The organism is Streptomyces sp. NPDC046557 (assembly GCF_040645975.1).
Taxonomy (GTDB): Bacteria; Actinomycetota; Actinomycetes; order Streptomycetales; family Streptomycetaceae; genus Streptomyces.
The window spans coordinates 328,695-351,189 of record NZ_JBEYZH010000002.1 but is presented as its reverse complement, the minus strand read 5'-3'; the positions used below and the strand labels follow the sequence as shown (position 1 = coordinate 351,189).

Sequence of the window (22,495 nt, the reverse complement as noted above, 5' to 3'; positions counted from 1 at the left end):
GGTCCTGCCGGCGAATATCGGGGGTGTACGCGCCGGACGCCGTGACCGGGGTTCAGCGGGTCTGCTGCGCCGGGACGCCGCGGGTGACCGGCTCGTCGTCGATCGGGGAACCGGCGGCGGCGACGGCGGCACCGGTCAGCGTCGCCAGCATCTCGCGGACGTTGGTCAGCTGGGCGTTGATGGAGTCACGGCGGTTGGTGAGCGCCGCCAGCTCGCGCTCGGACTCGCTGCGGATACGGTCGGCCTTGGCGTTGGCGTCGGCCACGATGTCCTCGGCCTGGCGCTGCGCGGTCTCCACCGTCTGGCGGGCGCGGCGCTCGGCGTCCGTGCGCAGCTTCTCGGCCTCCAGGCGCAGCTGCTCCGCGCGGTGCTCGATCTCCGCGAGCCGCTTCTCCGCCTTGGCCTGACGGGAGGCCAGGTCGCGCTCGGACTGCTCGCGGCGCTTGGCCAGGTTGGTCTCGAAGTCGGCGGCGGCCTGGGCGGCCTTGGCGCGGGTCTCCTCGAAGAGCGCGTCCGCCTCCTCGCGCTTGGAGGCCGCGTCCTTCTGGGCCTCGGCACGCAGGGTCGAGGCGTCGCCCTTGGCCTTCTCGACGATGCGGACGCCCTCGTCCTCCGCCTTCGCCTTGCGGTCCGCGGCGAACGACTCGGCGTCGTTGCGCACCTGCTGGGCGGCCGACTCGGCCAGCTCACGGTGCTGCTCGGCCGCGCGACGGGCCTCCTCGCGCAGGTCCTTCGCCTCCTCCTCGGCCAAGCGCAGGATCTTCTCGACCCGGGCGCCGAGACCCGCGTACGACGGCTCGGCGTCGCTCACCTGGGCCTGGGCGTTCTGCGTTTCGAGGTGCAGCTCCTCGATCCGCTTTTCCAGAGAGTTGATACGTCCAAGGGCGCTGTCGCGGTCGGAGACCAGCTTGGTGATGCGGTCGTCCACCTGACCACGGTCGTAACCACGCCGCACGAGCTCGAAGCCGAAGGGGGAGGAAGTGTCGCTCATGGGGTTCCTGTCGAATGAGACCGATGAGGTGCTACGTGAGGTGTTAGGGGAATCCTAGGCGCCCAAGCGGCGTGTCATCGAGTCAATCCACGTTTGATCTGGACAATGACACCCCTTTTGAGTGGCAAGGCGGCAGAATGCTTGTCACTCCTTCGGGTGAACCTTCATCAGGAGCACACATTCCTTCACGCCGACTAGCCCTCTGACGACTTACCACCCGAACGAGTGGCACCCGCTGCCGCTCCGGCCTTCACGCCCCCCGCGCCCTGACCGCCGACCGCCGGCTTTCCGCCGCCCGAAGGCGCCTCGAATGATTCCAACGCCTCAAGAACGTCCTGGACACGGGAGATCTCCGCTTGAATGTCCTCCCGCCTGCGCACGAGGACTTCCAGCTCACGACGGCCCTCGTCGACGAGCCGCTCCGCCTCGGCCTTCGCCTCCGCGAGCGCCTGCTCCGCCTGACGCGCCAGGTCGGCCTTCTTCTGCTCGGCCTCCTTGAGCAGCGCCTCCGCCTTGCGGACGGCGGCGATACGGACCTTGCTCGCCTCGCTGCTCGCGTCGGACAGCATCGCCTTGGCCTTCGCCTCGGCCTCCACGCTCTGCTCCGTCGCCGCGCGCACCAGCTTGTCCACGCGCTCACCGGCCGACTTCATCTGCTCGGCCGACTCCCGGCGCGCCCGCTCGTGCAGCTCCTCCACCTCGGACTCGACGCGGCTACGCAGCTCCTCCGCCCGTTCCCTTATGGCGGCGGCATCCGTACGCGCACCGACGAGCAACTCGTCCGCGTCCGTACGGGCCTTCTCCACCAGCGAGTTGCCCTCGACGGTCGCCTCGGAGGCGATACGGGCCGCCTCCTTGCGGGCCGCGTCGACCATCGCGTCGGCCTGCTCCTCGGCGGCCGTCGTCGCCGCCAACGCCTGCTGCGCCGCGTCGGCGGTGAGCTTGTCGGCTTCCGCCGCCGCCTCGGTGATGAGCCGGTCCACCTGCTCCGCGGCCTCGGTGCGACGCTTGTTCGCCTCCTCGCGGGCCTCGTCGAGCAGCCGCTCCGACTCCGCGCGGGCCTCGGTGCGCACCCGCTCCGCCTCGGTCGCCGCCCGCGCCTTGACGCGCTCGGCCTCCGACCGGGTACGGGCCGCGTGCTCCTGCGCCGAGGACAGCGCCTCGGTGGCCTCGGCACGCAGCCGCTCGGCCTCGGCCGCGGCCTCGCCGACCGTGCGCTCGTTGTCCTTGCGGGTCTGCTCGGTGAGCTTGTCGGCTTCCGCCGCCGCCTCGGTGATGAGCCGGTCCACCTGCTCCGCGGCCTCGGTGCGACGCCTGCCCGCCTCCTCGCGGGCCTCGTCCAACAGCCGTTCGGATTCGCGCTCGGCGCTCGCCAGCGTCTCCGCCGCCGCGGCGGTGACCCGCTCGGCCTCCGCGGTGGCTTCGCCGATGACCCGGCCGCCCTCCGCGCGCGCCTCCTCCAACGTCCGCGCGGCGTCCGTACGCAGCCGCTCGGCCTCGGCCGCGGCCTCGCCGACCGTGGCCTCGTTGGCGGCGCGGGTCTCCTCGACCAGCCGGTCGCCTTCGGTGCGGGCGTCCACCAGGACGCGCGCCGCGTCCCGTTCGGCGGCGGCCAGGGTGTCGGCCGCCTGCGTGGTGAGCCGCTCGGCCTTCGCCGTCGCCTGGGCCAGCGCGGCCTCGTTGGCCGCCCGGGTCTCCTCCGTGAGCCGTTCCGCCTCGGAGATCGCCTCCGTAACCAGCCGGTCCGCCTGTTCCGCCGCCTCGGTACGCAGCCGGCCGGCCTCCACCCGCGCCTCGTCCAGCGTGCCCGCCGCCTCGGCGCGGATCCGCTCGGCCGCCTCCTCCGCGTCGGCGCGCAGCCGCTCCGCCTCGGCGGTCGCCTCGGCCACCGTCGCCGTGTTGGCCGCGAGCGTCTCCTCGGTGAGCCGCTCGGCCTCGGCCGTCGCCTCCGCGAGAATCCGGGTGCCCTCGGCGCGGGACGCCTCCAGGGACTCCGCCGCCTCGCCGCGGATCCGGTTCGCGTCGTCCCTGGCGTCCGCCCGGGTCCGGGCCGCGTCCCGCTCGGAGGCGGCCAGCGCGTCCGTCGCTTCCGTACGCACCCGCTGCGCGTACTCGGCGGTGTCGGCGCGCAACTGCTCGGCCTCGGCGATCGCCTCGCCCACCGTGCGTTCCGCCAGCGCCTTCGCCGCGTCCGTCTCCACCCGGGCCTCGCTGCGGACGCGGGCGGCGTCCTCCGCGGCCCGCTCCCGCTCCGCGTGCGCGTCGGCGCGAATCCGGTCGGCCTCGGCCTCCGACTCCGTCTTCGTGCGTTCCGCCGCGTGCTCGGCCGCGCTGCGCAGCCCGGCGATCTCTTCCTCGGCCTGCTCGTGCAGCCCGGCCACGGCGTCCCGGACCTGCTGCGCGGTGGCCTCCGCCGCCGCCACCAGCTCCGACGCGCGCCGCTCCGCCTCCTCGGTGAGCCGGGCCGCCTCGGCCTGCGCCTCCTCCGAGCGCTTGCGGGCCTGCGCCAGCAACTCCTCGCTCTGCTCGCGGGCCTGGGCCCGCTCGTTCTCGGCGTCCGTACGGGCCGACGTGAGGGTCTCCTCCGCCTCCCGGCGACGCCGGGCCGCTTCCTCCGCGGCGGCCGACAGCGCTTCCGCGGCCTCCTCGGAGACCCGCTCGGCGGCGGCCTTCGCCTCCGCGCGCAGCCGGTCGGCGGTCTCCTGCGCCTCGGTGCGCACCCGTTCCGCCTCGGCCTCGGCCTCGCCGCGCAGCCGCACCGCGACCTGCTCGGCCTCCGCCCGGACCCGGCCCGCGTCCTGCGCCGCCTCGGTGCGCAGCCGCTCGGCCTCCGCCTCCGACTGCGTCTGCAGGGTGCGGATGCGCTCCGCCGACTCGGCGCGTAGCCGCTCGGTCTCCTCCGTCGTCTCCCGGCGGATGTTCTCCGCCGCCGCCCGGGCGTCGCGCAGCGTCGATTCGGCCGTGGTCAGCCGGTTCTCCGCGTCCGAGTGCAGGCGGACCAGTTCCTCGTCGGCCTCCGCACGCTTCGCGGCGAGCGCCTGATCGGTCTCCTCGCGCCGGGCCAGGGCCGCGGCCTCCGCCTCGGCGCGTACGGCCTCGGCCCGCTCCTCGGCCTCCGCGCGCAGCCGTTCGGCCTCCGCGCGGGTCCGCTCCAGGGTCTCCTCGGCCTGCTTGCGCAGCGTGCCGGCCCGCTCCACGGCCTCCGCGCGGACCCGCTCGCTCTCGGCGGCGGCCCCGCCGCGCAGTTCGTCCGCGTCCGCCTTGGCCTTGCCCAGCAGCGCCTCGGCGGTGCGGGCCGCCTCCTCGATCTGCTGGACCGCCTCGCGGCGGGCCTCGCCGCGGATGCGCTCGCCCTCGGCGACGGCCTCCGCGCGCAACTGCTCGGCCTCGCCGCGCAGCCGCCGGGCCTCCTCCTGGAGTTCGACCGTACGGGCCCGGTACTCCTCGGTGTCGTCCTTCGCGGCGCCCTTGAGCTCGTCGGCCGTGGCCGCGGCCTGGGCACGCAGCCGCTCGGCCTCCGCCTCGGCCTCGCGGCGGATGCGCTCGGCCTCCTCGGACGCGGCGCGGGTGGTGGCCTGCGCGTCCTGTGAGGCCCTGTCCAGCACCTCCTCGGCGGTGCGGGCCGCCTTCGCGAGCTGCGCCGCCATCTCCTCGGCGGCGGCCGTACGGGCCTGCGCGCCGGCCTCGGTACGCAGCCGCTCCGCCTCCGCGCGGGCATCGGCGAGGGCCTGCTCGGCCTCCGCCTTGAGGACCTCGGCCTCCTTGGACGCCTCGCCGACCAACCGGGCGACCTGCTCCTTGGCGGTGCGGGTGCGCTGCTCGTTGACGGACTCCGCCGATGCGAGCTGCCGGGCGGCGCTCTCCTTGGCCTCCGCCAGCACCTTCTCGGCCTCGGCGCGCGCGGTGCGCAGCGCGTTGTCGGCCTCCTGGACCCGGGACTCGGCGACCCGACCCAGGTCGAGGGTCTGCTGCCGGGTCTGCTCGGCCTCGGCGCTGGTGCTCGTACGCAGCCGCTCAGCGTGCTCGGTGGCCTCCTGGGCCTGCGCGGAGGCGGCGGCCAGCAGCCGCTCGGCCTCCTTGCGGGCGCGCAGCAGCGTCGCCTCGGCCTCGGCGCGGGTGGCCTCGGCCTCGGCGGCGAGCCGGCGGGTGGCCTCGGCGGCGTGCCGGGCGGCCTCGGCGCGCGCGGCGTTCAGGGTCTGTTCGGCCTCGGCGCGGGACTCGTCCATGAGCCGGCGGGCCTGGGACTCGGTGCGGGCCCGCAGCTGTTCCGCCCAGGCGACGTTCTCGTTGACGTGCGCCTCGACCGTCTGGCGGCGCTCGTTGAGTTCCTGGTCCAGCCGTTGGCGCCGGTTGACGGCCTCGGCGTGCAGCTCCGCCTGGAGGCGCGCCTGGTGCTCGGCGTGCTCCTGGAGGATGCGCTGGGTCTGCGCCCGGGCATCGCGCAGCTCGCGCTCGGCGTCGGAGCGCATCTGGTCGGCCTGGATCTGGGCATTGCGGAGCAGTTGCTCCGCCTGGTAGCCCATGTCCGCACCGTCGTAGGCGGGGCGGGACGCGAGATTGCGGCGTACCTCATGGAGCTTGGCGCGCAGCACCTCGACCTGGTACCCCAGGTCTTCGGCGTGCTGGACGGCCTTCCCGCGCTCCTTCTTCAGCCGCTCCATCTCGGCCTCGAAGCGCGAGAGATGGTCGGCCTCGGCCTGATGGCTCTCCTGGCTTTCGTAGCCCCGCACAGCGCGGTCCCATCCGTCCCCTGGTCGCAAGCTCACTCCCAATTGAGCATCGCTCGCCCGCTGAACGACGCCCCCGGGGAATGGTGTCAGATACCGGGGCAGGGGTCACAGGCCCCGACCCCGTCTCCGCACCGAACCCCGGCCGAGCCATGGCCACTGTACCGGCCGGGGAAAGGGGCCATTCAGTGGTCGGGGTTCGAGGTGACCAGTTCGGTGAGGACGCCGTGGCAGTCCTTGGGGTGCAGGAAGGTGATCCGGGACCCCATGGAGCCGATGCGGGGCTCGTCGTAGAGGACGCGGACGCCCTTGCCGCGGATGGCCTCGGAGTCCGCGTCGACGTCGGCGGTGCCGAAGGCGATGTGGTGGACGCCCTCGCCGTTCTTGGCCAGCCACTTGCCGACCGCGGAGTCCTCGCGGGTGGGTTCCAGGAGCTGGAGGTAGGAGGCCCCGCCGTCCGAAGTCTCGTTGATCTTGAGCATGGCCTCGCGCACACCCTGCTCCTCGTTGACCTCGGTGTGGAACACCTCGAAGCCGTACGTGGCACGGTAGAACTCGACGGTCTTGTCGAGGTCGAAGCAGGCGATCCCGATGTGGTCGATTCTTGTCAGCATGGGAACAGTGCACAGCCGAGGAGGGTGGTCACGCAACGTGCCAGCGATCACACCGACAGCCCGGTGACGGGGCGGGTACCGCTCAGTACATTCGGGTAAACCCTCGTTCACTCCTCTCATCCAAGGGGCTGTGCCTCATGTCCGGAACGAACAACACCACTTCCGTGATCGTCGCCGGGGCCCGCACGCCCATGGGGCGTCTGCTCGGCTCGCTGAAGTCCTTCTCCGGCGCCGACCTCGGCGGCTTCGCCATCAAGTCCGCGCTGGAACGGGCCGGGATCTCGGGCGACCAGGTCCAGTACGTGATCATGGGCCAGGTGCTCCAGGCCGGCGCGGGCCAGATCCCCGCCCGCCAGGCCGCCGTCAAGGCCGGCATCCCCATGAACGTGCCCGCGCTCACGATCAACAAGGTGTGCCTCTCGGGCCTCGACGCCATCGCCCTCGCGGACCAGCTGATCCGCGCCGGGGAGTTCGACATCGTGGTCGCCGGCGGCCAGGAGTCGATGACCAATGCCCCGCACCTGCTGCCGAAGTCCCGCGAGGGATTCAAGTACGGCGCCATCGAGATGCTCGACGCCATGGCCTACGACGGCCTCACCGACGCGTTCGAGAACATCGCGATGGGCGAGTCCACCGAGAAGCACAACACCCGCCTGGGCATCGAGCGCGCCCCGCAGGACGAGTTCGCCGCCGCCTCCCACCAGCGGGCCGCGGCCGCGCAGAAGAACGGCGTCTTCGAGGCCGAGATCACCCCGGTCGAGATCCCGCAGCGCAAGGGCGACCCGGTGATCTTCGCGCACGACGAGGGTATCCGTCCCGAGACCACCACCGAGTCCCTCGGCAAGCTGCGCCCCGCCTTCGCCAAGGCCGGCACGATCACCGCCGGCACCTCCTCGCAGATCAGCGACGGCGCCGCCGCCGTGGTCGTGATGAGCAAGGCCAAGGCCGAGGAGCTGGGCCTGGAGTGGATCGCCGAGATCGGCGCCCACGGCAACGTGGCCGGCCCGGACAACTCGCTCCAGTCGCAGCCCTCGAACGCCATCCTGCACGCCCTCAAGAAGGAGGGGCTGGAGGTCTCCGACCTCGACCTGATCGAGATCAACGAGGCGTTCGCGGCGGTCGCCGTGCAGTCAATGAAGGACCTCGGCGTGACCCCGGAAAAGGTGAACGTCAACGGGGGCGCCATTGCCCTGGGGCACCCGATCGGCATGTCCGGCGCCCGCGTGGTGCTGCACCTGGCCCTGGAGCTCGCCCGGCGCGGCGGCGGGGTCGGCGCGGCAGCCCTGTGCGGCGGCGGTGGTCAGGGTGACGCCCTGATCGTCCGCGTGCCCGGCAACGGCGCGAAGGCGTAGGTACCGCGAGGATGACGACGGTGGACGTCCCCACGCTCGTGGCCCAGGCCCGAGAAGGCCGCCCGAGGGCCGTGGCCCGGCTGATCTCCCTGGTCGAGGGGGCGTCCCCGCACCTGCGCGAGGTGATGGCCGCCTTGGCCCCGCTGACCGGCGGGGCGTACGTGGTGGGCCTGACGGGCTCCCCGGGCGTGGGGAAGTCCACGTCCACGTCGGCCCTGGTGTCGGCGTACCGCAAGGCCGGCAAGCGGGTCGGCGTGCTCGCGGTGGACCCGTCCTCGCCGTTCAGCGGGGGCGCCCTGCTCGGGGACCGGGTGCGCATGTCGGACCATGCCTCCGACCCGGGGGTCTACATCCGGTCCATGGCCACGCGGGGTCACCTGGGCGGTCTCGCCTGGGCGGCGCCGCAGGCGATCCGCGTGCTCGACGCGGCCGGCTGCGAGGTGATCCTGGTCGAGACGGTCGGGGTCGGGCAGTCCGAGGTGGAGATCGCCTCGCAGGCCGACACGTCCGTGGTGCTGCTGGCGCCCGGCATGGGCGACGGGATCCAGGCCGCGAAAGCGGGCATCTTGGAGATCGGCGACGTGTACGTGGTGAACAAGGCCGACCGGGACGGCGCCGACGCCACCGCCCGCGAGCTGAACCACATGCTCGGTCTCGGGGAATCCCGCGGGCCGGGCGACTGGCGGCCGCCGATCGTCAAGACGGTCGCCGCGCGCGGCCAGGGCATCGACGAGCTGGTCGAGGCGCTGGAGAAGCACCGGGCGTGGATGGACGAGTGCGGGGTGCTCGCCGAGCGCCGGAACGCCCGCGCCGCCCGGGAGGTGGAGACCATCGCGGTGACGGCCCTGCGGGCCCGGATGGCGGATCTGCACGGCGACGCGCACCTCGGGACCCTCGCCGCCAAGGTCGCCGCCGGCGAGCTGGACCCGTACGCGGCCTCCGACGCCCTGCTGGCCACCCTCACCGAAGCGGAGGCGCCGGACCCGCTGCGCCCCTAAGCTGGCGGCGTCCGGAATGCCTGAAAGGCGCCCCGGCGGTTTCGGGGTGCCCCGCGAAGGGAGTGGCGTCATGGCCAAGCGCGGCAACAAGAAGCGGGCCCGCAAGAAGAAGAAGGCGAACCACGGCAAGCGTCCCAACGCCTGACCGAACGAGAAAGCCGCGCCCCCCGGGAAGGAGGCGCGGCTTCCTCGCGTTCCGCCGAGCGGTGCTAGTTGTTGTCGCCCGAGTCCGTGGGCGCCGTGGTGGCCTTGCCCGACGCCGGGTCGACGTGCACGCTCTTGGTGTTCCCGTCGTTCCCCTTGATCTGCACGTTCCAGTACCGGGTGCCGCCGTTGTCGCTTTCGTCCCAGTCGACGGTCGTGACCTTGCCCGGACCGGCGGCCAGGGCCGCCTTCATCGCCTGCTTGGCGTTGACCTTGGCGGCGATCAGCGGCGCGTACTCGTTGCCGTTGTTGTCGTTGTCGTTGTCGTTGTCGTTGTCGTTGTCGTTGCCGGAGTCGCGGGTCGTCGCCTTGCCGCTGCCGGTGACATCGATCTCGGCCTGCTTGCCGTTCTTGGAGACCACATTGACGTGCCACACGGAGCCGTCCTGGTCGAGGGACTCCACGACCCCGGGATAGTGCTTGAGGGCCGCGTCCACGGCGCCGTCGGCGTTCACGTCGGCGCGGGCGGCGGCCGTGGTCACGGCTCGGGCCGCGTCACCCGTCGCCGCGGCGACGGGGCGACGGGGCCGCCGGCCATGAGGCCGACGGCTGCGGCTGTGGAGATGATCGCGTTGCGCTTCATCGGCAGAACCTCCTCGGGCCGGCCGGGGCGCCTGGGGTTGCGCGGCGGTCGGCCGGCGGGCGTCACCGACCATTGTCCGGGCGCCCGCCGGATCCGGCGCGGGGAGCCCCTCAGGCCTTGCCGCGCTGGTCGCGCAGGTGGTCGGCCACCGGGCCCAGGGAGGCGCGCAGCGCCGCCAGGTCCTGCGGGCTGAGCAGGTCGATGAAGTGCTGCCGGACCGACGCCACGTGGTGCGGGGCGACCTTGCGCATGGTCTCCATGCCCTCATCGGTGAGCACCGCGTACAGGCCGCGACGGTCGGACTCGCAGTTCACGCGGGTGACCAGGCCGGCCGCCTCCATTCGGGTGATCTGGTGGGAGAGCCGGCTCTTCGACTGGAGGGTGGCGGTCGCGAGGTCGCTCATCCGCATCCGGTGGTGCTCCGACTCCGAGAGGTTCACGAGGATCTCGTAGTCGTTGTTGGTGAGTCCGAAAGGCTGGAGATCCTTTTCCAGCTGGTGCATCAGCAGCCTGCTGACGTCCAGATGGGTGCGCCAGGCGCACTGCTCGGCTTCGGTCAGCCAGCGCGTGGCCGTCTCGGTCTCCATGGTCTCCATGATTGAACTCTACCTAAGAAGTTGAATTACGTACAAAAATAGGACGATCGTGGAAGACGGTCCCGGTCGGCTCCCGTCCGCAGGTGCCCGGGGGACGTCACAGTCCGAGGCGCCGTTGCAGATCACCCAGCTGTCCCGGCATCCGCGGCACGCCCAATTGTCCCAGCGGCCCCTGGCCCGCGCCCGGTACCCCGTCGTTCTGGCCGGCGGTGGCGCCCGTGCCCACCGCCCCGACCGACTGCTCCGCCATCAGCGTCTCCGAGGACTGCAGCAGCACCGTCCCGGCCCCGACGAACTCGAACTGGTGCTCCTCGCCCGAGGAGCCCCCGATGCCCGTCAGCGAGCGCAGGCCCCCGATCACCCCGGACATGTACCGGTGGTCGTAGTGGTGGCACGGCGAGGGGCAGTCCGCCCAGCCCACCAGCGCCTGCGGGTCCACGCGCAGCGGCGGCTCCATGAACACCACCGGCCCGTTGGACGCCGCCACGAACTTCCCCGTCCCGATCAGGGTCAGGAAGCCGGGAACGATCGACTGCTTGAGCGCGAGGGTGGGCTGGAAGGCCAGCAGGTTCCCCGACCGGATCGTCAGGTTCCCGTCGTCCAGGTCGTAGGAGTTCACGTCGAACGCCCGGTCGGCCAGCAACATCTTGCCCTGGCCCTCGGCCACCACCCAGTCGCTCGCGTGCAGGGGCGAGTGGAAGCTCGTCCGCAGCAGCCGGTCGAAGCGGCCGTTGCCGACGCCGGTGAACTCGATGCTCCCGTAGTAGGAGATCATCTTGCCCTTCTGCAGGAACCACTGACTCCCCTTGAGCTCCACGCAGAAGGTGTACGCGTTCACGTTGTCGTCGGAGGGCAGGGTGTACGGGTCGAACACCGTCGGGCCGCCGGGGCCGCCGGTCACGGGGCCGAAGCTCACAGTTTCTCCTCCGAAGCCTGTACGTATACCGCGCCCTGGCCGGACAGCTCCAGCTGGAACGCCTCGCCCGAACCGCGTCCGACCATGTCCCGCCAGCCGAGCGCCGTGGACAGCTTGTTGCGCACGTCCCCGTGGTGGGCGACGTACGCCTGCGGGTCGACGTGGACCGGCCGCTGGGGCGTGATGGGCAGCTCGATGACTCCGCCGTGGGCCATCACGGCGACCGAGCCGTGGCCCTTGAGGGTGGTGGTGAACAGGCCCTGCCCGGTCACCTGGCCGCGCACCATGCCCATGACACCGCCCTGCGAGCCCATGAACATGGTGCCCTGCTGGAGGGTCCCGTCGAAGGCGAGCAATCGGTCCGCCTCCACGTAGAGGGTCTCGCCGGACAGGTTGATCACCTGGATGTGGTGGCCGCCGTGGCCGAACATCACGGTGCCGCTGCCCTCGACCGTCATCAGGGGGGTCTGCTCGTTCGCCACCCGGCGCCCGATCATGCCCATGACCCCGCCCTGACCACCGGTCACACTCGGGGTGAAGGACACCTCACCGCGGTAGGCGAGCATCGCCCCGCGCTGGCTGTACATCGTCTGCCCGGGCACGACCTGCGCCTCGACCATCTTCGAGTTGATCTCGCGGAACGGCATCAGAGGTCGCCCCCGATGGTGTTCCGCTCGCTGGGCTGCACGTAGACCAGGCCCTCGCCCTCGAAGCGGATCTGGAAGGACTCGCCCGAGCCCTCGCCGATCAGCGTCCGGAAGTTGATCCCCGACTGGAACGACTGCCGCAGGTCGCCGGTGTGGGCGATGTACGCCCCCGGGTCCACCGAGAGGGGGTACTGGCCGCTGACGCGCAGTACCACCGCCGGGCCGTCCGACATGATCGCGGCCTGGCCGGAGCCCTCGACGGTGGTGGTGAACAGGCCGTTGCCCGTCGCCCCGCCGCGCAGGCCGGTGAAGGTGGTGCCGGTGCGCAGCCCGGCGTCGGTGCACAGCAGGTTGCTGGCCTCGACGTGCAGTTTCTCGCCGCGCAGGTCGACGAGGTTGATCTCGCTCGCGCGGTCGGCGAAGAAGCAGGTGCCGTGCCCCTGGACCTCCATCACCGTCATCTGTTCGCCGGTCAGCCGGCGGGTCACCATGCCGCGCAACCCTTCACCGCCGCCGGTCATCTTCTTGAAGGCCATCTGGCCGTCGTACGCGACCATGGAGCCGTTCTTCGCTTTCACGGCGTCCCCGGTCAGGTCGACGGCGAGCACCTTGCTGCCTTGGAGTCGGAACTGAGCCACGGGGAGACGGTATCCGTAGCGGGCCTGGCGGAACAGGGCGCCCGGACCGATATACGCCACACCTCCGAGGCGGCCGGGGGTCCGGTCAAGATCTCCCCGGCCGGCTGAGACACTGGTTCGGACCATGGCCTCGACCCCCCCGAAGGTTCCTCGTGGACATCAAGACCGCCTCCGCCCTCCACCGGCTGCGCCTCGTCTCCGTACCGGAGGCGCTGTCGTTCCCGGCCCTGCTGATCTTCGGCTCGCTGCTCAGCCGGATCTCGGACATCAACCTGGTGATGCCGCTCGGCGCCCTGCACGGCATCCTCTTCCTCCTGTACCTGGTCTTCCTGCTGGACGTCTGGAACCGGGCCAAGTGGCCGAGGAAGAAGGTCGCGCTGTTCTTCCTGCTGGCCCTGGTGCCCTTCGGCGGTCTCTACGGCGACCGCGTGCTCAAGCGCGACGAGGCCCGAAGCCTGCTGGCGGCCCGTGCCCGCGAGGCGGCGAAGGCATGATCGTCGCGTTCTCGGTGACGCCGCTGGGCGTGGGGGAGGAAGTCGGCGAGTACGTCGCCGACGCGGTCCGCGTCGTACGGGAGTCCGGGCTGCCGAACCGTACCGACGCCATGTTCACCACCGTCGAGGGGGAGTGGGACGAGGTGATGGACGTGGTCAAGCGGGCGGTCGCGGCCGTGGAGGCGCGTGCGCCCCGGGTCTCCTTCATCCTGAAGGCAGATGTCCGCCCCGGCGTCACCGACGGCATGACCTCGAAGGTGGAGACGGTCGAACGGCACCTCGCCGGAGGCTGATCCCGCCTCCGGCCCCCGCTCGTGCCGAACGCCCCCGGCCCACCGGCCGGGGGCGTTCGCATGTCCCCGGGCCGCCCCCGCGTCCCCCGTACGGCCCTGAGCCGGCCGCCCGCGGCAGAACCGCCCTGTCGGCGGAACCCCGTTCGACACGCCGGGTGTCCGTCACCTTTTGTGGTGATACCAACCCGTCGAGACATCGGCGTCGAGCACTGGAGGGACCGTGCGGCCGGAAGGCTTCGACTACGAGACCCACAGCCGGCTCGCCGGCCCGTTCGCGGAGCCGGACCCCACCGCCTACCGGGTGAGGTACCGCTCGCTGCTGTCGCGCGAGGACACCCGTACGCGAATACGCGCGGTCGCCCTCATGACGCTCGCGCCGCCGGCCGCCGCCGGGCTGCTGCTCTACCTCGTCTGGCCCACGCACTGGACCGTGCGCGAGGGCGGCGAGCGCCGGCTCGTCGCACTGGACGCCGTGATGCTCGGCTCCATCGGGCTGATCATGTTCTTCACGCTGGTCAACGTGGTGTCGATCGCCCACGCCACGATGGTCGCCCGGGACCCGGTCCCGTCCCCGCCGAACCGGGCACCCGCGTCGCGTTCCTGACGACGTACGTACCCGGCAAGGAACCGTTGGAGATGGTGCGGTCCACCCTCCTCGGCGCGGTGCGCGTCCGCCACGACGGCCCGCTGGACGTCTGGCTGCTGGACGAGGGCGACGACCCCGAGATCAAGGCGCTCTGCGCGGAACTCGGCGTACGCCACTTCACCCGCAAGGGGAACCCGGGATGGAACACTCCGTCGGGCCCCTACCGGGCCAGGGCCAAGCACGGGAACTACAACGCCTGGCTGAGCCGGTACGGCGAGGACTACGACTTCTTCGCCTCCGTCGACACCGACCACGTGCCCCTGCCGAACTACCTGGAGCGGATGCTCGGCTACTTCCGCGACCCCGATGTCGCCTTCGTCGTCGGCCCCCAGGTGTACGGCAACTACACCGAGCCCGTCACCAAGGCGGCGGAGTCCCAGCAGTACCTCTTCCACGCCCTCATCCAGCGCGCCGGCAACCGCTACGGCGCCCCCATGTTCGTCGGCACCAACAACGCGGTACGGATCACCGCCCTGCGCGAGGTCGGCGGCCTCTACGACTCCGTCACCGAGGACATGGCCACCGGCTTCGAACTGCACCGCCGGCGCAACCCGGCCACCGGCCGGTTCTGGCGCTCCGTCTACACCCCCGACGTACTCGCCGTCGGGGAGGGGCCCGCCTCCTGGACCGACTTCTTCACCCAGCAACTGCGCTGGTCGCGGGGCACCTACGAAACCCTCCTCCGGCAGTACTGGAAGGGCCTCTTCCGGATGCCCCCGGGGCGCCGGCTCAACTACACCCTGATGCTCGTCCACTACCCCATGACGGCCGTCAACTGGCTGCTCGGCATCCTCAGCTGCGTGCTGTTCCTGTGGTTCGGCGCCTCCGGCATCGAGGTGTCCTCCGAGGTGTGGCTGATGCTCTACACCGACACGGCGGCCCTCCAGGTCGGCCTGTACCTGTGGAACCGGCGGCACAACGTCTCCCCGCACGAGCCCGCGGGCTCCGGCGGCCTGGCCGGCATGGCCATGTCCGCGGTCTGTGCTCCCGTCTACCTGCGGTCGCTCGGGGCGGCGGTCCTGCGCACCGAGGGCCGGTTCGTCGTCACCCCCAAGGGCGGTGACGCCAGCCCCGACCGGATGGCGACCTTCCGCGTCCACCTGTTCTGGGCGGCCGTCCTGATCTCGTCGCTGGTGGCCTCCGTCCGCTACGGACACACCCACGCGGCCATGCGGATCTGGGCCGTCCTCGCGCTGCTCATCGCCCTCGCGCCGCCCCTCGTCTGGGGCACCGCCCTCGGCCGCGAGCGCTGGGCCCGATACCGCGCGCGGCTGCGCGAGCGGCCCCCGTCGGCAGCGGCGGCGCGGAGCCGGGCGACGAGCCGGAGCCGGCGTTCGCCACGACGACCGGAGGGAACTGAGACATGGCCTACCGGCCCTCGAAGAACCTCAGGAAGACCGCCCTCGGCAGCGGCGCGGCCGTCCTGCTGGCCGCGCTCAACGCCCCGGCCGCGCTGACCTTCGCCGAGGGCACGTACCACTCGTACAAGATCGGGCAGTCCAGCTACCGGATCCAGTACGGCTCCTGGGCGCTGGTCGACCTGCCCGAGCAGTACCGGATCAACGCGATGCACGCGGCGCTGCTCCACACCGGCAAGGTGCTGCTGATCGCGGGTCGACGGGAAGGTCACCCGCGCCGGAGGCGGCATGCGGGTCAAGAACGAGGACCCCGACAAGGCCGTCACCCTGCCCAAGGGGACCCTCTTCCGGTCCCCGACCGGCGTCGAGTACGCGGCGAAGTTCGATGTCACCGTGCCGAAGGCCAAGCGCGAGTTCGAGGTCACCTACGGCCGGGGCGGGCGGATGATGCCCTGGAAGACGAAGGTGGTCGCCGCCGAGGCGCGGGTGTTCGTCGAGGCCGTCCGGGCCGGGGCACGAGGTCTGACGACCGAGGCCGCGCAGTACGAGGTGGTCGGCCTCAAGGGCAAGGACGCCGACAACGTCTACGGGCTCGCGGAGCGCCTCAGCGTCGACAAGCAGGACTTCCAGGGCATCAAGTCGGCGTACGAGTTCGACCCGCGGGCGGAGCGGTACGTCCCCGTCGATCCGATGAAGGACGCCCGCTGGTACCCGACCCTGGTCACGCTGGAGGACGGGCGGGTGCTCGCGGTGTCCGGCCTCAACGACGTCGGCGACGTCGTGCCCGGGGACAACGAGTTCTACGACCCGCGGACGAAGAAGTGGACCAAGGGGCCGTTCCGCTACTTCCCGACCTACCCGGCGCTCTTCCTCACCCGGGGCGGCAAGCTGCTCTTCACCGGGTCCAACGCCGGTTACGGGCCCAAGGACAAGGGGCGCGAGCCGGGCGTGTGGGACCTGAGGACGAACGAGTTCACCAAGGTCGAAGGCCTGGAGGACCCGGACCAGTTGGAGACGTCCTCCTCGGTGCTGCTGCCGCCGGCCCAGGACCAGAAGGTGATGGTGCTCGGCGGCGGCGGGGTGGGCGAGTCCAAGCGGGCCACCCGGCGCACCGCGGTCGTGGACCTCAAGGAGGACAACCCGGTCTTCCGCAACACCGCCCGGCTGCCGCAGGGGACCCGGTACCTGAGCAGCGTGCTGCTGCCGGACGACTCCGTCTTCACCACGGGCGGCTCCACCGACTACCGGGGCCGCAGCGCCAGCGACATCCACAAGGCGCAGTTCTACTACGCGCGCACCGACACCTTCGTGGCCGCCGCCGACCCGACGGTCGGGCGCAACTACCACTCCGAGGCGTTGCTGCTGCCGGACGGGCGGGTGGCGACCTTCGGCTCCGACCCGCTCTTCAACGACAAGGACAACACCAAACTGGGCAAGTTCGAGCACCGGTTGGAGGTCTACACCCCGCCCTACCTGTACCGGGACCCGGCGCGGCGGCCCGTCCTGGGCGCGGGGCCGCAGGAGGTCGACCGGGGCGGGCGGGCCACCTTCCAGGCGGCGGACGCCGGACGGATCCGGCGGGCCCGGCTGATGCGACCGAGCGCCGTCACGCACACGACGGACGTCGAGCAGCGGTCGGTCGAACTGGGACTGACGAAGGCGGCCGGGTCGGTGACGGTCGAGGTGCCGGGCGACCCGACGCTGGTCCCGCCGGGCTGGTACATGCTGTTCGTGACGGACGCGGACGGGACGCCGTCGCCGGCGAAGTGGTTCCGGGTGAATGCGCCCGTGGCGAGGCCGGTGCAACCACAGGTGCAACCACAGCCCGAGGAACGGCAGCCCGAGGGGCCGCAGCGGCCGGAGTCCTGAGTCGTACGGGCCCGCGCGGAGCGGGCTGCGCGGTGCGCGGTGGGTTCGGCGGGGGCCTACTCGTCCTTCGAGCGGCGCGCGAGGCCCAGGGCGTAGTCCGGCCACCAGCGCCCGGCCTGCGGGCCGCCCCGGCAGGGGCCGTCGGACTCGCCGGGCCGTTTGATCCAGAGGTACGCGTCCACCAGCGGGTCGCCGGTGTCGTCGGTCGGGGGTGTGCCGAGGGCCCGGCCCGGCGGGTTGCACCACGCCTCCTGCCCGTGTCCCGGCAGCGGGCCGGCGCCGTTGCGGCTGGTGTCGATGACGAAGTGCTTGCCCTTGGCGGCCCTGGACAGTTCGGCGCCGTAGGCCCGACTGTCGGCGTCCGACTGGAAGTTGGAGACGTTGAGGGAGAAGCCGTCGGCGCGGTCGAGGCCCGCCTGGTACAGGGCGTCGACGAGCTTGCCGGTGTCCTTGACCCAGGCGGGGTTGCCCGCGTCCAGGTAGACCTTGGTCTCGCGGTTGCGCTTGAGCCGGTCGACGGCCTCGGAGAGCAGGAGGAAGCGCTCCCGGCGGCGCTCGGCCCGGGTACAGCCGTCCACGAGGTGGGGCACGGCGTCCGGCTCCAGGACGACCACCGTCTTCTGCCGGCCGATGTTGTCGGCGACGGCGCCGATCCAGCCGCGGTAGGCGCCGGCGTCCGCGGCGCCGCCGGCGGAGTGCCGGCCGCAGTCGCGGTCGGGGATGTTGTACGCGGTGAGGAGCAGGGTCCGGCCGGCGGCGTGCGCGCCTTGCGCGGTGCGGCGGATCTCGGGGCCGGGGTCGTCCTCGGGCACCCACAGGGCCATCGGCCGGTCCGCGATGCGGCGCAGAACCTGGGCGTCGCCCGTGCGGCCGGCCGCGTCCCAGGCGGCGACCTGCCGGGCGGCGTCGCTCTGCGGGTCGACCCAGAACGGTGAGCCGTCGGTGGAGGCGGTGGTCGTGGCGGTGATCGACGGTGCGGCTCCGGAGCGGGAGCCGCCCGGCGGCGCGGGCTCCGGGCGGGCCCGCGGGGGGCCGCCGCAGCCGGGCGCGCCGGCCAGGAGCAGCGCGAGGGCGAGGGCGGGGGCGCGGGGGCGGGTTCTGCGTCGACGGCCTGACATCCGGCGGCTTCCTCGGGGCGAAGGGTGGGCAACGGACCGGGACATGGTGACATAACGGTCACAACGGTCGGGTCGCGACACTTCCGCAGGCGATCAGGTTGGGCCGCCTCCGTCAGGGCGGTCAGGGCGATGGCCAGGGGCGCGCGTTCGTAGAGCACCTGCCGGCCGTGGCGGGCCGCGATCAGAGGGCAGGTGGAACGCCTGGCGGCGCGCGTCGCGCAGCACCCGCACCGCCTCCTGCGTCTCCCAGCGGGGGGAGAGCGAGAACCGGCAGCGCAGCAGGTCCACGGGGTCGAAGCGGAAGTGGTAGGCCATCCGCCCAGTGTCCCGGTTCCCTCCCCAGGACCTCCCAGGGATTCGGACCGGGCCGAATCCCTGTCCGCGCGGGCCCCCTTCGACCAGGGTCTGCGGTATGGCTTCCGTCGATCAGAACACCACCCCCGGCTACCGCTTTGTCCTCGCGGGCGGGGAGTTCCGCGCCGTCTTCGTCGCGCACCTGATGTCCGTACTCGGCCTCGTCGTCGCCGAGATCTCGCTGACCGTCCTCGTCTACCGCGTCACCGGCTCACCCCTGATGAGCGCGCTCACCTTCGCGCTCGGCTTCCTGCCCTACGTCCTCGGCGGGACCCTGCTCGCCGGGATCGCCGACCGCTACCCCGCCCGGCGGGTGCTCGTCACCTGTGACCTCGTCTGCGCGGTCTGCGCGGCGGCCATGGTCCTGCCGGGGACCCCGGTCGCGGGGCTGCTCGTCCTGCGCTGCGCCATGGCCTTCGTCGCACCGCTGTTCCAGGGCACCCGCAACGCCTCCCTCGCCGATGTCCTCGGCCCCGGCGAGGCGTTCGTCCTCGGCCGCTCGCTGCTGCGCATGGTGGCCCAGAGCGCGCAGCTCGTCGGCTTCGGGCTCGGCGGGCTCCTGCTCACCGTGCTCGCCCCGCGCGGGGCGCTCGCCCTCACCGCCACAGGACTGCTGGCCTCCGCGCTGCTGCTGCGCTTCGGCACCGCGGACCGGCCCGCCCGCACCGGTGCGCGCACCTCGCGCAGCACGCCGCTCGCCGGACTCGGCGCCGTCTTCGGGGACCGGCGCAGGCGGGTGCTGATCCTGCTGTTCTGGCTGCCGCCGGTCTTCGTCGTCGTGCCCGAGGCGCTGCTCGCCCCCTACGCGGACGACATCGGCGTCTCCACGGCACTGCTCGGGCTGATGCTGTGCGCGCTGCCGGTCGGCACCATCGCCGGTGAACTGTGGGCGGGCTCCGCGCTCACCGCCCGAACGCGTTCGCGGATCACGGCGCCGCTCGCCTCCGTCGGGATGCTGCCGCTGCTCGGGTACGCGCTGCGGCCGGGCGTGGTAGGCGTCCTGGTCGCACTGCTGCTGGCCGGGCTGGCGCACGCGTACACCCTCGGCCTCGACCGGATGTACCTCGACGCGGTCCCCGAGGAGTTGCGCGGCCGGGCGATGACCGTCCTCAGCACCGGGCTGATGACCCTTCAGGGCGTGGGCATGGCGCTGGCCGGGGTCGCCGCCGAGTTCTGGCCGGTGCACGTCGTCGTGACCGGCTCGGGCGTGCTCGGCACGGCCGTCGTCCTGCTGCTCCTCGCCCGGCTGCGGGCCACGGCGGAACCCGTGGGGGCCGAAGCGTGAGACGGGGCTGACCGTCAAATGACCGCCCGGTAGGGTCTGCCGGGTGTCCAAGCCGCTCAGCCTTCCCTTCGACCCCATCGCCCGCGCCGACGAACTGTGGCAGCAGCGCTGGGGGCCGGTGCCCTCGATGGCCGCCATCACCTCGATCATGCGGGCGCACCAGATCCTGCTCGGCGAGGTCGACGCCACGGTGAAGCCGTACGGATTGACCTTCGCCCGCTACGAGGCGCTGGTGCTGCTCACCTTCTCGCAAGCCGGTGAGCTGCCGATGTCGAAGATCGGCGAGCGGCTGATGGTCCACCCGACCTCGGTGACCAACACCGTCGACCGCCTGGTGCGCTCGGGGCTGGTGGACAAGCGCCCCAACCCGAACGACGGTCGCGGCACGCTCGCGTCCATCACGGACAAGGGGCGCGAGGTCGTCGAGGCCGCCACCCGGGACCTGATGGAGATCGACTTCGGGCTCGGCGCGTACGACGCCGAGGAGTGCGCCGAGATCTTCGCGCTGCTGCGCCCGCTGCGGGTGGCGGCCGGGGACTTCGACGAGAAGTGACGTCGGGCGGGGTGCGCGGCGTCACAACGCCGGCGCCGGGCCCCCGTCAAGATCGCGCATTTCGGACGGCTAGTCTCGATGGCATGAAAAAGAGCGTGCTGACCCGGTACCGGGTGATGGCCTTCGCCACCGCCGTCATGCTGCTGGTGCTCTGCACCTGCATGATCTTCAAGTACGGATTCGACAAGGGCGCGGACCTGACCCTGGTGGTCTCCCAGATCCACGGCGTGCTCTTCATGATCTACCTGGTCTTCGCCTTCGACCTGAGCTCCAAGGCGAAGTGGCCCTTCGGCAAGATGATCTGGGTGCTGGCGAGCGGCACGATCCCGCTCGCCGCGTTCTTCGTCGAGCGCAAGGTCCGCGCGGAGATCGAGCCGCTGGTCACCGACGGTCTGGCCACCGCCCGCGCCTAGCGCCCCGGCAGGCTCCGCCCGGCGTCCGGCTCGCGCCGCGCCTGATCCATCCGCCCCCGGGAGGACTCCCGGGGGTTTGCCATCGACATTTACTAGGACGTCCTAGTAAATTCATGGGTATGGACGCTGACGCCATCGAGGAGGGCCGCCGTCGCTGGCAGGCCCGGTATGACAAGGCCCGCAAGCGCGAGGCCGATTTCACGACGCTCTCCGGAGATGACGTCGACCCCGTCTACGGGCCCCGGCCCGGCGACACGTACGAGGGATTCGAGCGCATCGGCTGGCCGGGGGAGTACCCCTTCACCCGGGGCCTGCACGCCACCGGCTACCGCGGCCGCACCTGGACCATCCGGCAGTTCGCCGGGTTCGGGAACGCCGAGCAGACCAACGAGCGCTACAAGATGATCCTGGCCGCCGGCGGTGGCGGGCTCTCCGTCGCCTTCGACATGCCCACCCTGATGGGACGCGACTCCGACGACCCCCGCGCGCTCGGCGAGGTCGGCCACTGCGGGGTCGCCATAGACTCCGCCGCCGACATGGAGGTCCTGTTCAAGGACATCCCGCTGGGCGACGTCACCACCTCCATGACCATCAGCGGACCGGCCGTGCCCGCGTTCTGCATGTACCTGGTCGCCGCCGAGCGGCAGGGCGTCGACCCCGCCCTGCTCAACGGCACGCTCCAGACCGACATCTTCAAGGAGTACATCGCCCAGAAGGAGTGGCTCTTCGAACCGGAGCCGCACCTTCGCCTCATCGGCGACCTCATGGAGTACTGCGCGAACGGCATCCCGGCCTACAAGCCGCTGTCCGTGTCCGGCTACCACATCCGCGAGGCCGGGGCGACGGCCGCGCAGGAGCTGGCGTACACCCTCGCCGACGGCTTCGGCTACGTGGAGCTGGGACTCTCCCGCGGGCTGGACGTGGACCACTTCGCGTCCGGGCTCTCCTTCTTCTTCGACGCGCACCTCGACTTCTTCGAGGAGATCGCCAAGTTCCGTGCCGCGCGCAGGATCTGGGCCCGCTGGATGAAGGAGGTGTACGGGGCGAAGTCCGACAAGACGATGTGGCTGCGCTTCCACACCCAGACCGCCGGTGTCTCCCTCACCGCCCAGCAGCCGTACAACAACGTCGTCCGGACCGCCGTCGAAGCCCTCGCGGCCGTCCTCGGCGGTACCAACTCGCTGCACACCAACGCCCTCGACGAGACCCTCGCGCTGCCGAGCGAGCAGGCTGCCGAGATCGCCCTGCGCACGCAGCAGGTGCTGATGGAGGAGACCGGTGTCGCCAACGTGGCCGACCCGCTGGGTGGTTCCTGGTACGTCGAGCAGCTCACCGACCGCATCGAGGCCGACGCGGAGAAGATCTTCGAGCAGATCCGTGAGCGCGGGCTGCGCGCCCACCCGGACGGCCGGCACCCGATCGGGCCGATCACCTCGGGCATCCTGCGCGGCATCGAGGACGGCTGGTTCACCGGCGAGATCGCCGAGTCGGCGTTCCGCTACCAGCGGGCGCTGGAGAAAGGCGACAAGCGGGTCGTCGGCGTCAACGTCCACCACGGCTCCGTCACCGGCGATCTGGAGATCCTGCGGGTCAGCCACGAGGTCGAGCGCGAGCAGGTCCGCGTCCTCGCCGAACGCAAGGGCCGCCGCGACGACGCCAAGGTGACCGAGGCGCTGACGCGGATGCTGGACGCCGCCCGGGACGGCTCGAACATGATCCCTGCGATGCTGGACGCGGTACGCGCCGAGGCCACGCTGGGCGAGATCTGCAACGTGCTGCGGGACGAGTGGGGCACCTACACCGAGCCGCCGGGCTTCTGAGACGAGCGGGCCCGGGCCCCGTGCCC

Annotated in this window: 18 protein-coding genes and 2 pseudogenes; 11 read left to right on the top strand and 9 right to left on the bottom strand. The window is 72.0% G+C overall.

The window, feature by feature from the left end:
• Window positions 1–52: 52 nt before the first annotated feature.
• From ABZ934_RS06775 to mce, 3 genes are all read right to left on the bottom strand, one after another.
• Window positions 53–991 carry a cellulose-binding protein gene (locus tag ABZ934_RS06775; RefSeq protein ID WP_136215138.1) on the bottom strand — a complete coding sequence of 313 codons (939 nt, stop codon included), beginning with the start codon at window positions 989–991 and terminating at the stop codon, window positions 53–55.
• A 194-nt stretch (window positions 992–1,185) separates the two neighbouring features.
• A complete protein-coding gene (scy, locus tag ABZ934_RS06770; RefSeq protein WP_361309321.1) occupies window positions 1,186–5,721 on the bottom strand; it encodes a polarized growth protein Scy in 4,536 nt (1,511 codons plus the stop codon).
• A 182-nt stretch (window positions 5,722–5,903) separates the two neighbouring features.
• Window positions 5,904–6,332, bottom strand: coding sequence for a methylmalonyl-CoA epimerase (gene mce, locus ABZ934_RS06765; protein ID WP_361309318.1), 429 nt, complete (start codon window positions 6,330–6,332; stop codon window positions 5,904–5,906).
• A 137-nt stretch (window positions 6,333–6,469) separates the two neighbouring features.
• On the opposite strand from mce, the gene ABZ934_RS06760 reads away from it, so the two are divergent.
• From ABZ934_RS06760 to ABZ934_RS06750, 3 genes are read left to right on the top strand one after another with little or no spacing between them, the layout of a single operon-like run.
• Entirely contained in the window at window positions 6,470–7,684 is a 1,215-nt protein-coding gene (locus ABZ934_RS06760) for an acetyl-CoA C-acetyltransferase (RefSeq protein ID WP_361309316.1), read from the top strand.
• Window positions 7,685–7,695: 11 nt separating this feature from the next.
• Window positions 7,696–8,682: a methylmalonyl Co-A mutase-associated GTPase MeaB gene (gene meaB, locus ABZ934_RS06755; RefSeq protein WP_361309313.1), complete on the top strand. Its 987-nt coding sequence runs from the start codon at window positions 7,696–7,698 to the stop codon at window positions 8,680–8,682.
• Window positions 8,683–8,698: 16 nt separating this feature from the next.
• Window positions 8,699–8,827, top strand: coding sequence for a hypothetical protein (locus tag ABZ934_RS06750; protein WP_361309310.1), 129 nt, complete (start codon window positions 8,699–8,701; stop codon window positions 8,825–8,827).
• 64 nt (window positions 8,828–8,891) lie between these two features.
• Here ABZ934_RS06750 and ABZ934_RS06745 read toward each other — a convergent pair whose 3' ends face one another.
• From ABZ934_RS06745 to ABZ934_RS06725, 5 genes are all read right to left on the bottom strand, one after another.
• The gene (locus tag ABZ934_RS06745; protein ID WP_361309307.1) at window positions 8,892–9,368 is read right to left on the bottom strand and encodes a PepSY domain-containing protein; all 477 of its coding nucleotides are present in this window, start codon (window positions 9,366–9,368) and stop codon (window positions 8,892–8,894) included.
• 211 nt (window positions 9,369–9,579) lie between these two features.
• Window positions 9,580–10,056 carry a MarR family transcriptional regulator gene (locus tag ABZ934_RS06740; protein WP_361310271.1) on the bottom strand — a complete coding sequence of 159 codons (477 nt, stop codon included), beginning with the start codon at window positions 10,054–10,056 and terminating at the stop codon, window positions 9,580–9,582.
• A gap of 106 nt (window positions 10,057–10,162) precedes the next feature.
• Window positions 10,163–10,966: an AIM24 family protein gene (locus ABZ934_RS06735; RefSeq protein ID WP_361310268.1), complete on the bottom strand. Its 804-nt coding sequence runs from the start codon at window positions 10,964–10,966 to the stop codon at window positions 10,163–10,165.
• A gap of 11 nt (window positions 10,967–10,977) precedes the next feature.
• Window positions 10,978–11,628, bottom strand: coding sequence for an AIM24 family protein (locus ABZ934_RS06730; protein ID WP_361309304.1), 651 nt, complete (start codon window positions 11,626–11,628; stop codon window positions 10,978–10,980).
• Window positions 11,628–12,266: an AIM24 family protein gene (locus ABZ934_RS06725; protein WP_361309301.1), complete on the bottom strand. Its 639-nt coding sequence runs from the start codon at window positions 12,264–12,266 to the stop codon at window positions 11,628–11,630. Before ABZ934_RS06725 ends, ABZ934_RS06730 begins: the two co-directional genes overlap by 1 nt.
• A gap of 152 nt (window positions 12,267–12,418) precedes the next feature.
• On the opposite strand from ABZ934_RS06725, the gene ABZ934_RS06720 reads away from it, so the two are divergent.
• The 4 genes and pseudogenes from ABZ934_RS06720 to ABZ934_RS06705 form a co-directional block, all read left to right on the top strand.
• Window positions 12,419–12,760, top strand: coding sequence for a DUF3817 domain-containing protein (locus tag ABZ934_RS06720; protein WP_361309299.1), 342 nt, complete (start codon window positions 12,419–12,421; stop codon window positions 12,758–12,760).
• Window positions 12,757–13,053: an MTH1187 family thiamine-binding protein gene (locus ABZ934_RS06715; RefSeq protein WP_361309296.1), complete on the top strand. Its 297-nt coding sequence runs from the start codon at window positions 12,757–12,759 to the stop codon at window positions 13,051–13,053. The genes ABZ934_RS06720 and ABZ934_RS06715 overlap by 4 nt, the downstream gene beginning before the upstream one ends.
• A gap of 220 nt (window positions 13,054–13,273) precedes the next feature.
• A pseudogene (locus ABZ934_RS06710) lies at window positions 13,274–15,059 on the top strand (glycosyltransferase family 2 protein).
• A gap of 3 nt (window positions 15,060–15,062) precedes the next feature.
• Window positions 15,063–16,836, top strand: a pseudogene (locus ABZ934_RS06705) (kelch motif-containing protein); the annotation flags it as partial.
• Between the two features lie 146 nt (window positions 16,837–16,982).
• Here the strand turns inward: ABZ934_RS06705 and ABZ934_RS06700 are convergent.
• On the bottom strand, window positions 16,983–18,044 hold the full coding sequence (locus tag ABZ934_RS06700; RefSeq protein WP_361309293.1) for a glycoside hydrolase family 6 protein: 1,062 nt from the start codon (window positions 18,042–18,044) through the stop codon (window positions 16,983–16,985).
• A gap of 412 nt (window positions 18,045–18,456) precedes the next feature.
• On the opposite strand from ABZ934_RS06700, the gene ABZ934_RS06695 reads away from it, so the two are divergent.
• The 4 genes from ABZ934_RS06695 (at window position 18,457) to ABZ934_RS06680 (ending at window position 22,469) form a co-directional block, all read left to right on the top strand.
• The gene (locus ABZ934_RS06695) at window positions 18,457–19,683 is read left to right on the top strand and encodes an MFS transporter (protein ID WP_361309291.1); all 1,227 of its coding nucleotides are present in this window, start codon (window positions 18,457–18,459) and stop codon (window positions 19,681–19,683) included.
• Between the two features lie 43 nt (window positions 19,684–19,726).
• Window positions 19,727–20,236, top strand: coding sequence for a MarR family transcriptional regulator (locus ABZ934_RS06690; protein ID WP_361309289.1), 510 nt, complete (start codon window positions 19,727–19,729; stop codon window positions 20,234–20,236).
• 83 nt (window positions 20,237–20,319) lie between these two features.
• The gene (locus ABZ934_RS06685; protein WP_190183469.1) at window positions 20,320–20,649 is read left to right on the top strand and encodes a DUF3817 domain-containing protein; all 330 of its coding nucleotides are present in this window, start codon (window positions 20,320–20,322) and stop codon (window positions 20,647–20,649) included.
• A 119-nt stretch (window positions 20,650–20,768) separates the two neighbouring features.
• Window positions 20,769–22,469 carry a methylmalonyl-CoA mutase family protein gene (locus ABZ934_RS06680; RefSeq protein ID WP_361309286.1) on the top strand — a complete coding sequence of 567 codons (1,701 nt, stop codon included), beginning with the start codon at window positions 20,769–20,771 and terminating at the stop codon, window positions 22,467–22,469.
• Window positions 22,470–22,495: the final 26 nt, after the last annotated feature.

Excerpts from the sequence above, each read along its gene's own strand:
- ABZ934_RS06775 (WP_136215138.1), bottom strand. The coding sequence starts at position 991 with ATGAGCGACACTTCCTCCCCCTTCGGCTTCGAGCTCGTGCGGCGTGGT.
- mce (WP_361309318.1), bottom strand. The coding sequence starts at position 6,332 with ATGCTGACAAGAATCGACCACATCGGGATCGCCTGCTTCGACCTCGAC.
- ABZ934_RS06760 (WP_361309316.1), top strand. The coding sequence starts at position 6,470 with ATGTCCGGAACGAACAACACCACTTCCGTGATCGTCGCCGGGGCCCGC.
- meaB (WP_361309313.1), top strand. The coding sequence starts at position 7,696 with ATGACGACGGTGGACGTCCCCACGCTCGTGGCCCAGGCCCGAGAAGGC.
- ABZ934_RS06750 (WP_361309310.1), top strand. The coding sequence starts at position 8,699 with ATGCCTGAAAGGCGCCCCGGCGGTTTCGGGGTGCCCCGCGAAGGGAGT.
- ABZ934_RS06740 (WP_361310271.1), bottom strand. The coding sequence starts at position 10,056 with ATGGAGACCGAGACGGCCACGCGCTGGCTGACCGAAGCCGAGCAGTGC.
- ABZ934_RS06730 (WP_361309304.1), bottom strand. The coding sequence starts at position 11,628 with ATGCCGTTCCGCGAGATCAACTCGAAGATGGTCGAGGCGCAGGTCGTG.
- ABZ934_RS06715 (WP_361309296.1), top strand. The coding sequence starts at position 12,757 with ATGATCGTCGCGTTCTCGGTGACGCCGCTGGGCGTGGGGGAGGAAGTC.
- ABZ934_RS06700 (WP_361309293.1), bottom strand. The coding sequence starts at position 18,044 with ATGTCAGGCCGTCGACGCAGAACCCGCCCCCGCGCCCCCGCCCTCGCC.
- ABZ934_RS06695 (WP_361309291.1), top strand. The coding sequence starts at position 18,457 with ATGGCTTCCGTCGATCAGAACACCACCCCCGGCTACCGCTTTGTCCTC.
- ABZ934_RS06685 (WP_190183469.1), top strand. The coding sequence starts at position 20,320 with ATGAAAAAGAGCGTGCTGACCCGGTACCGGGTGATGGCCTTCGCCACC.
- ABZ934_RS06680 (WP_361309286.1), top strand. The coding sequence starts at position 20,769 with ATGGACGCTGACGCCATCGAGGAGGGCCGCCGTCGCTGGCAGGCCCGG.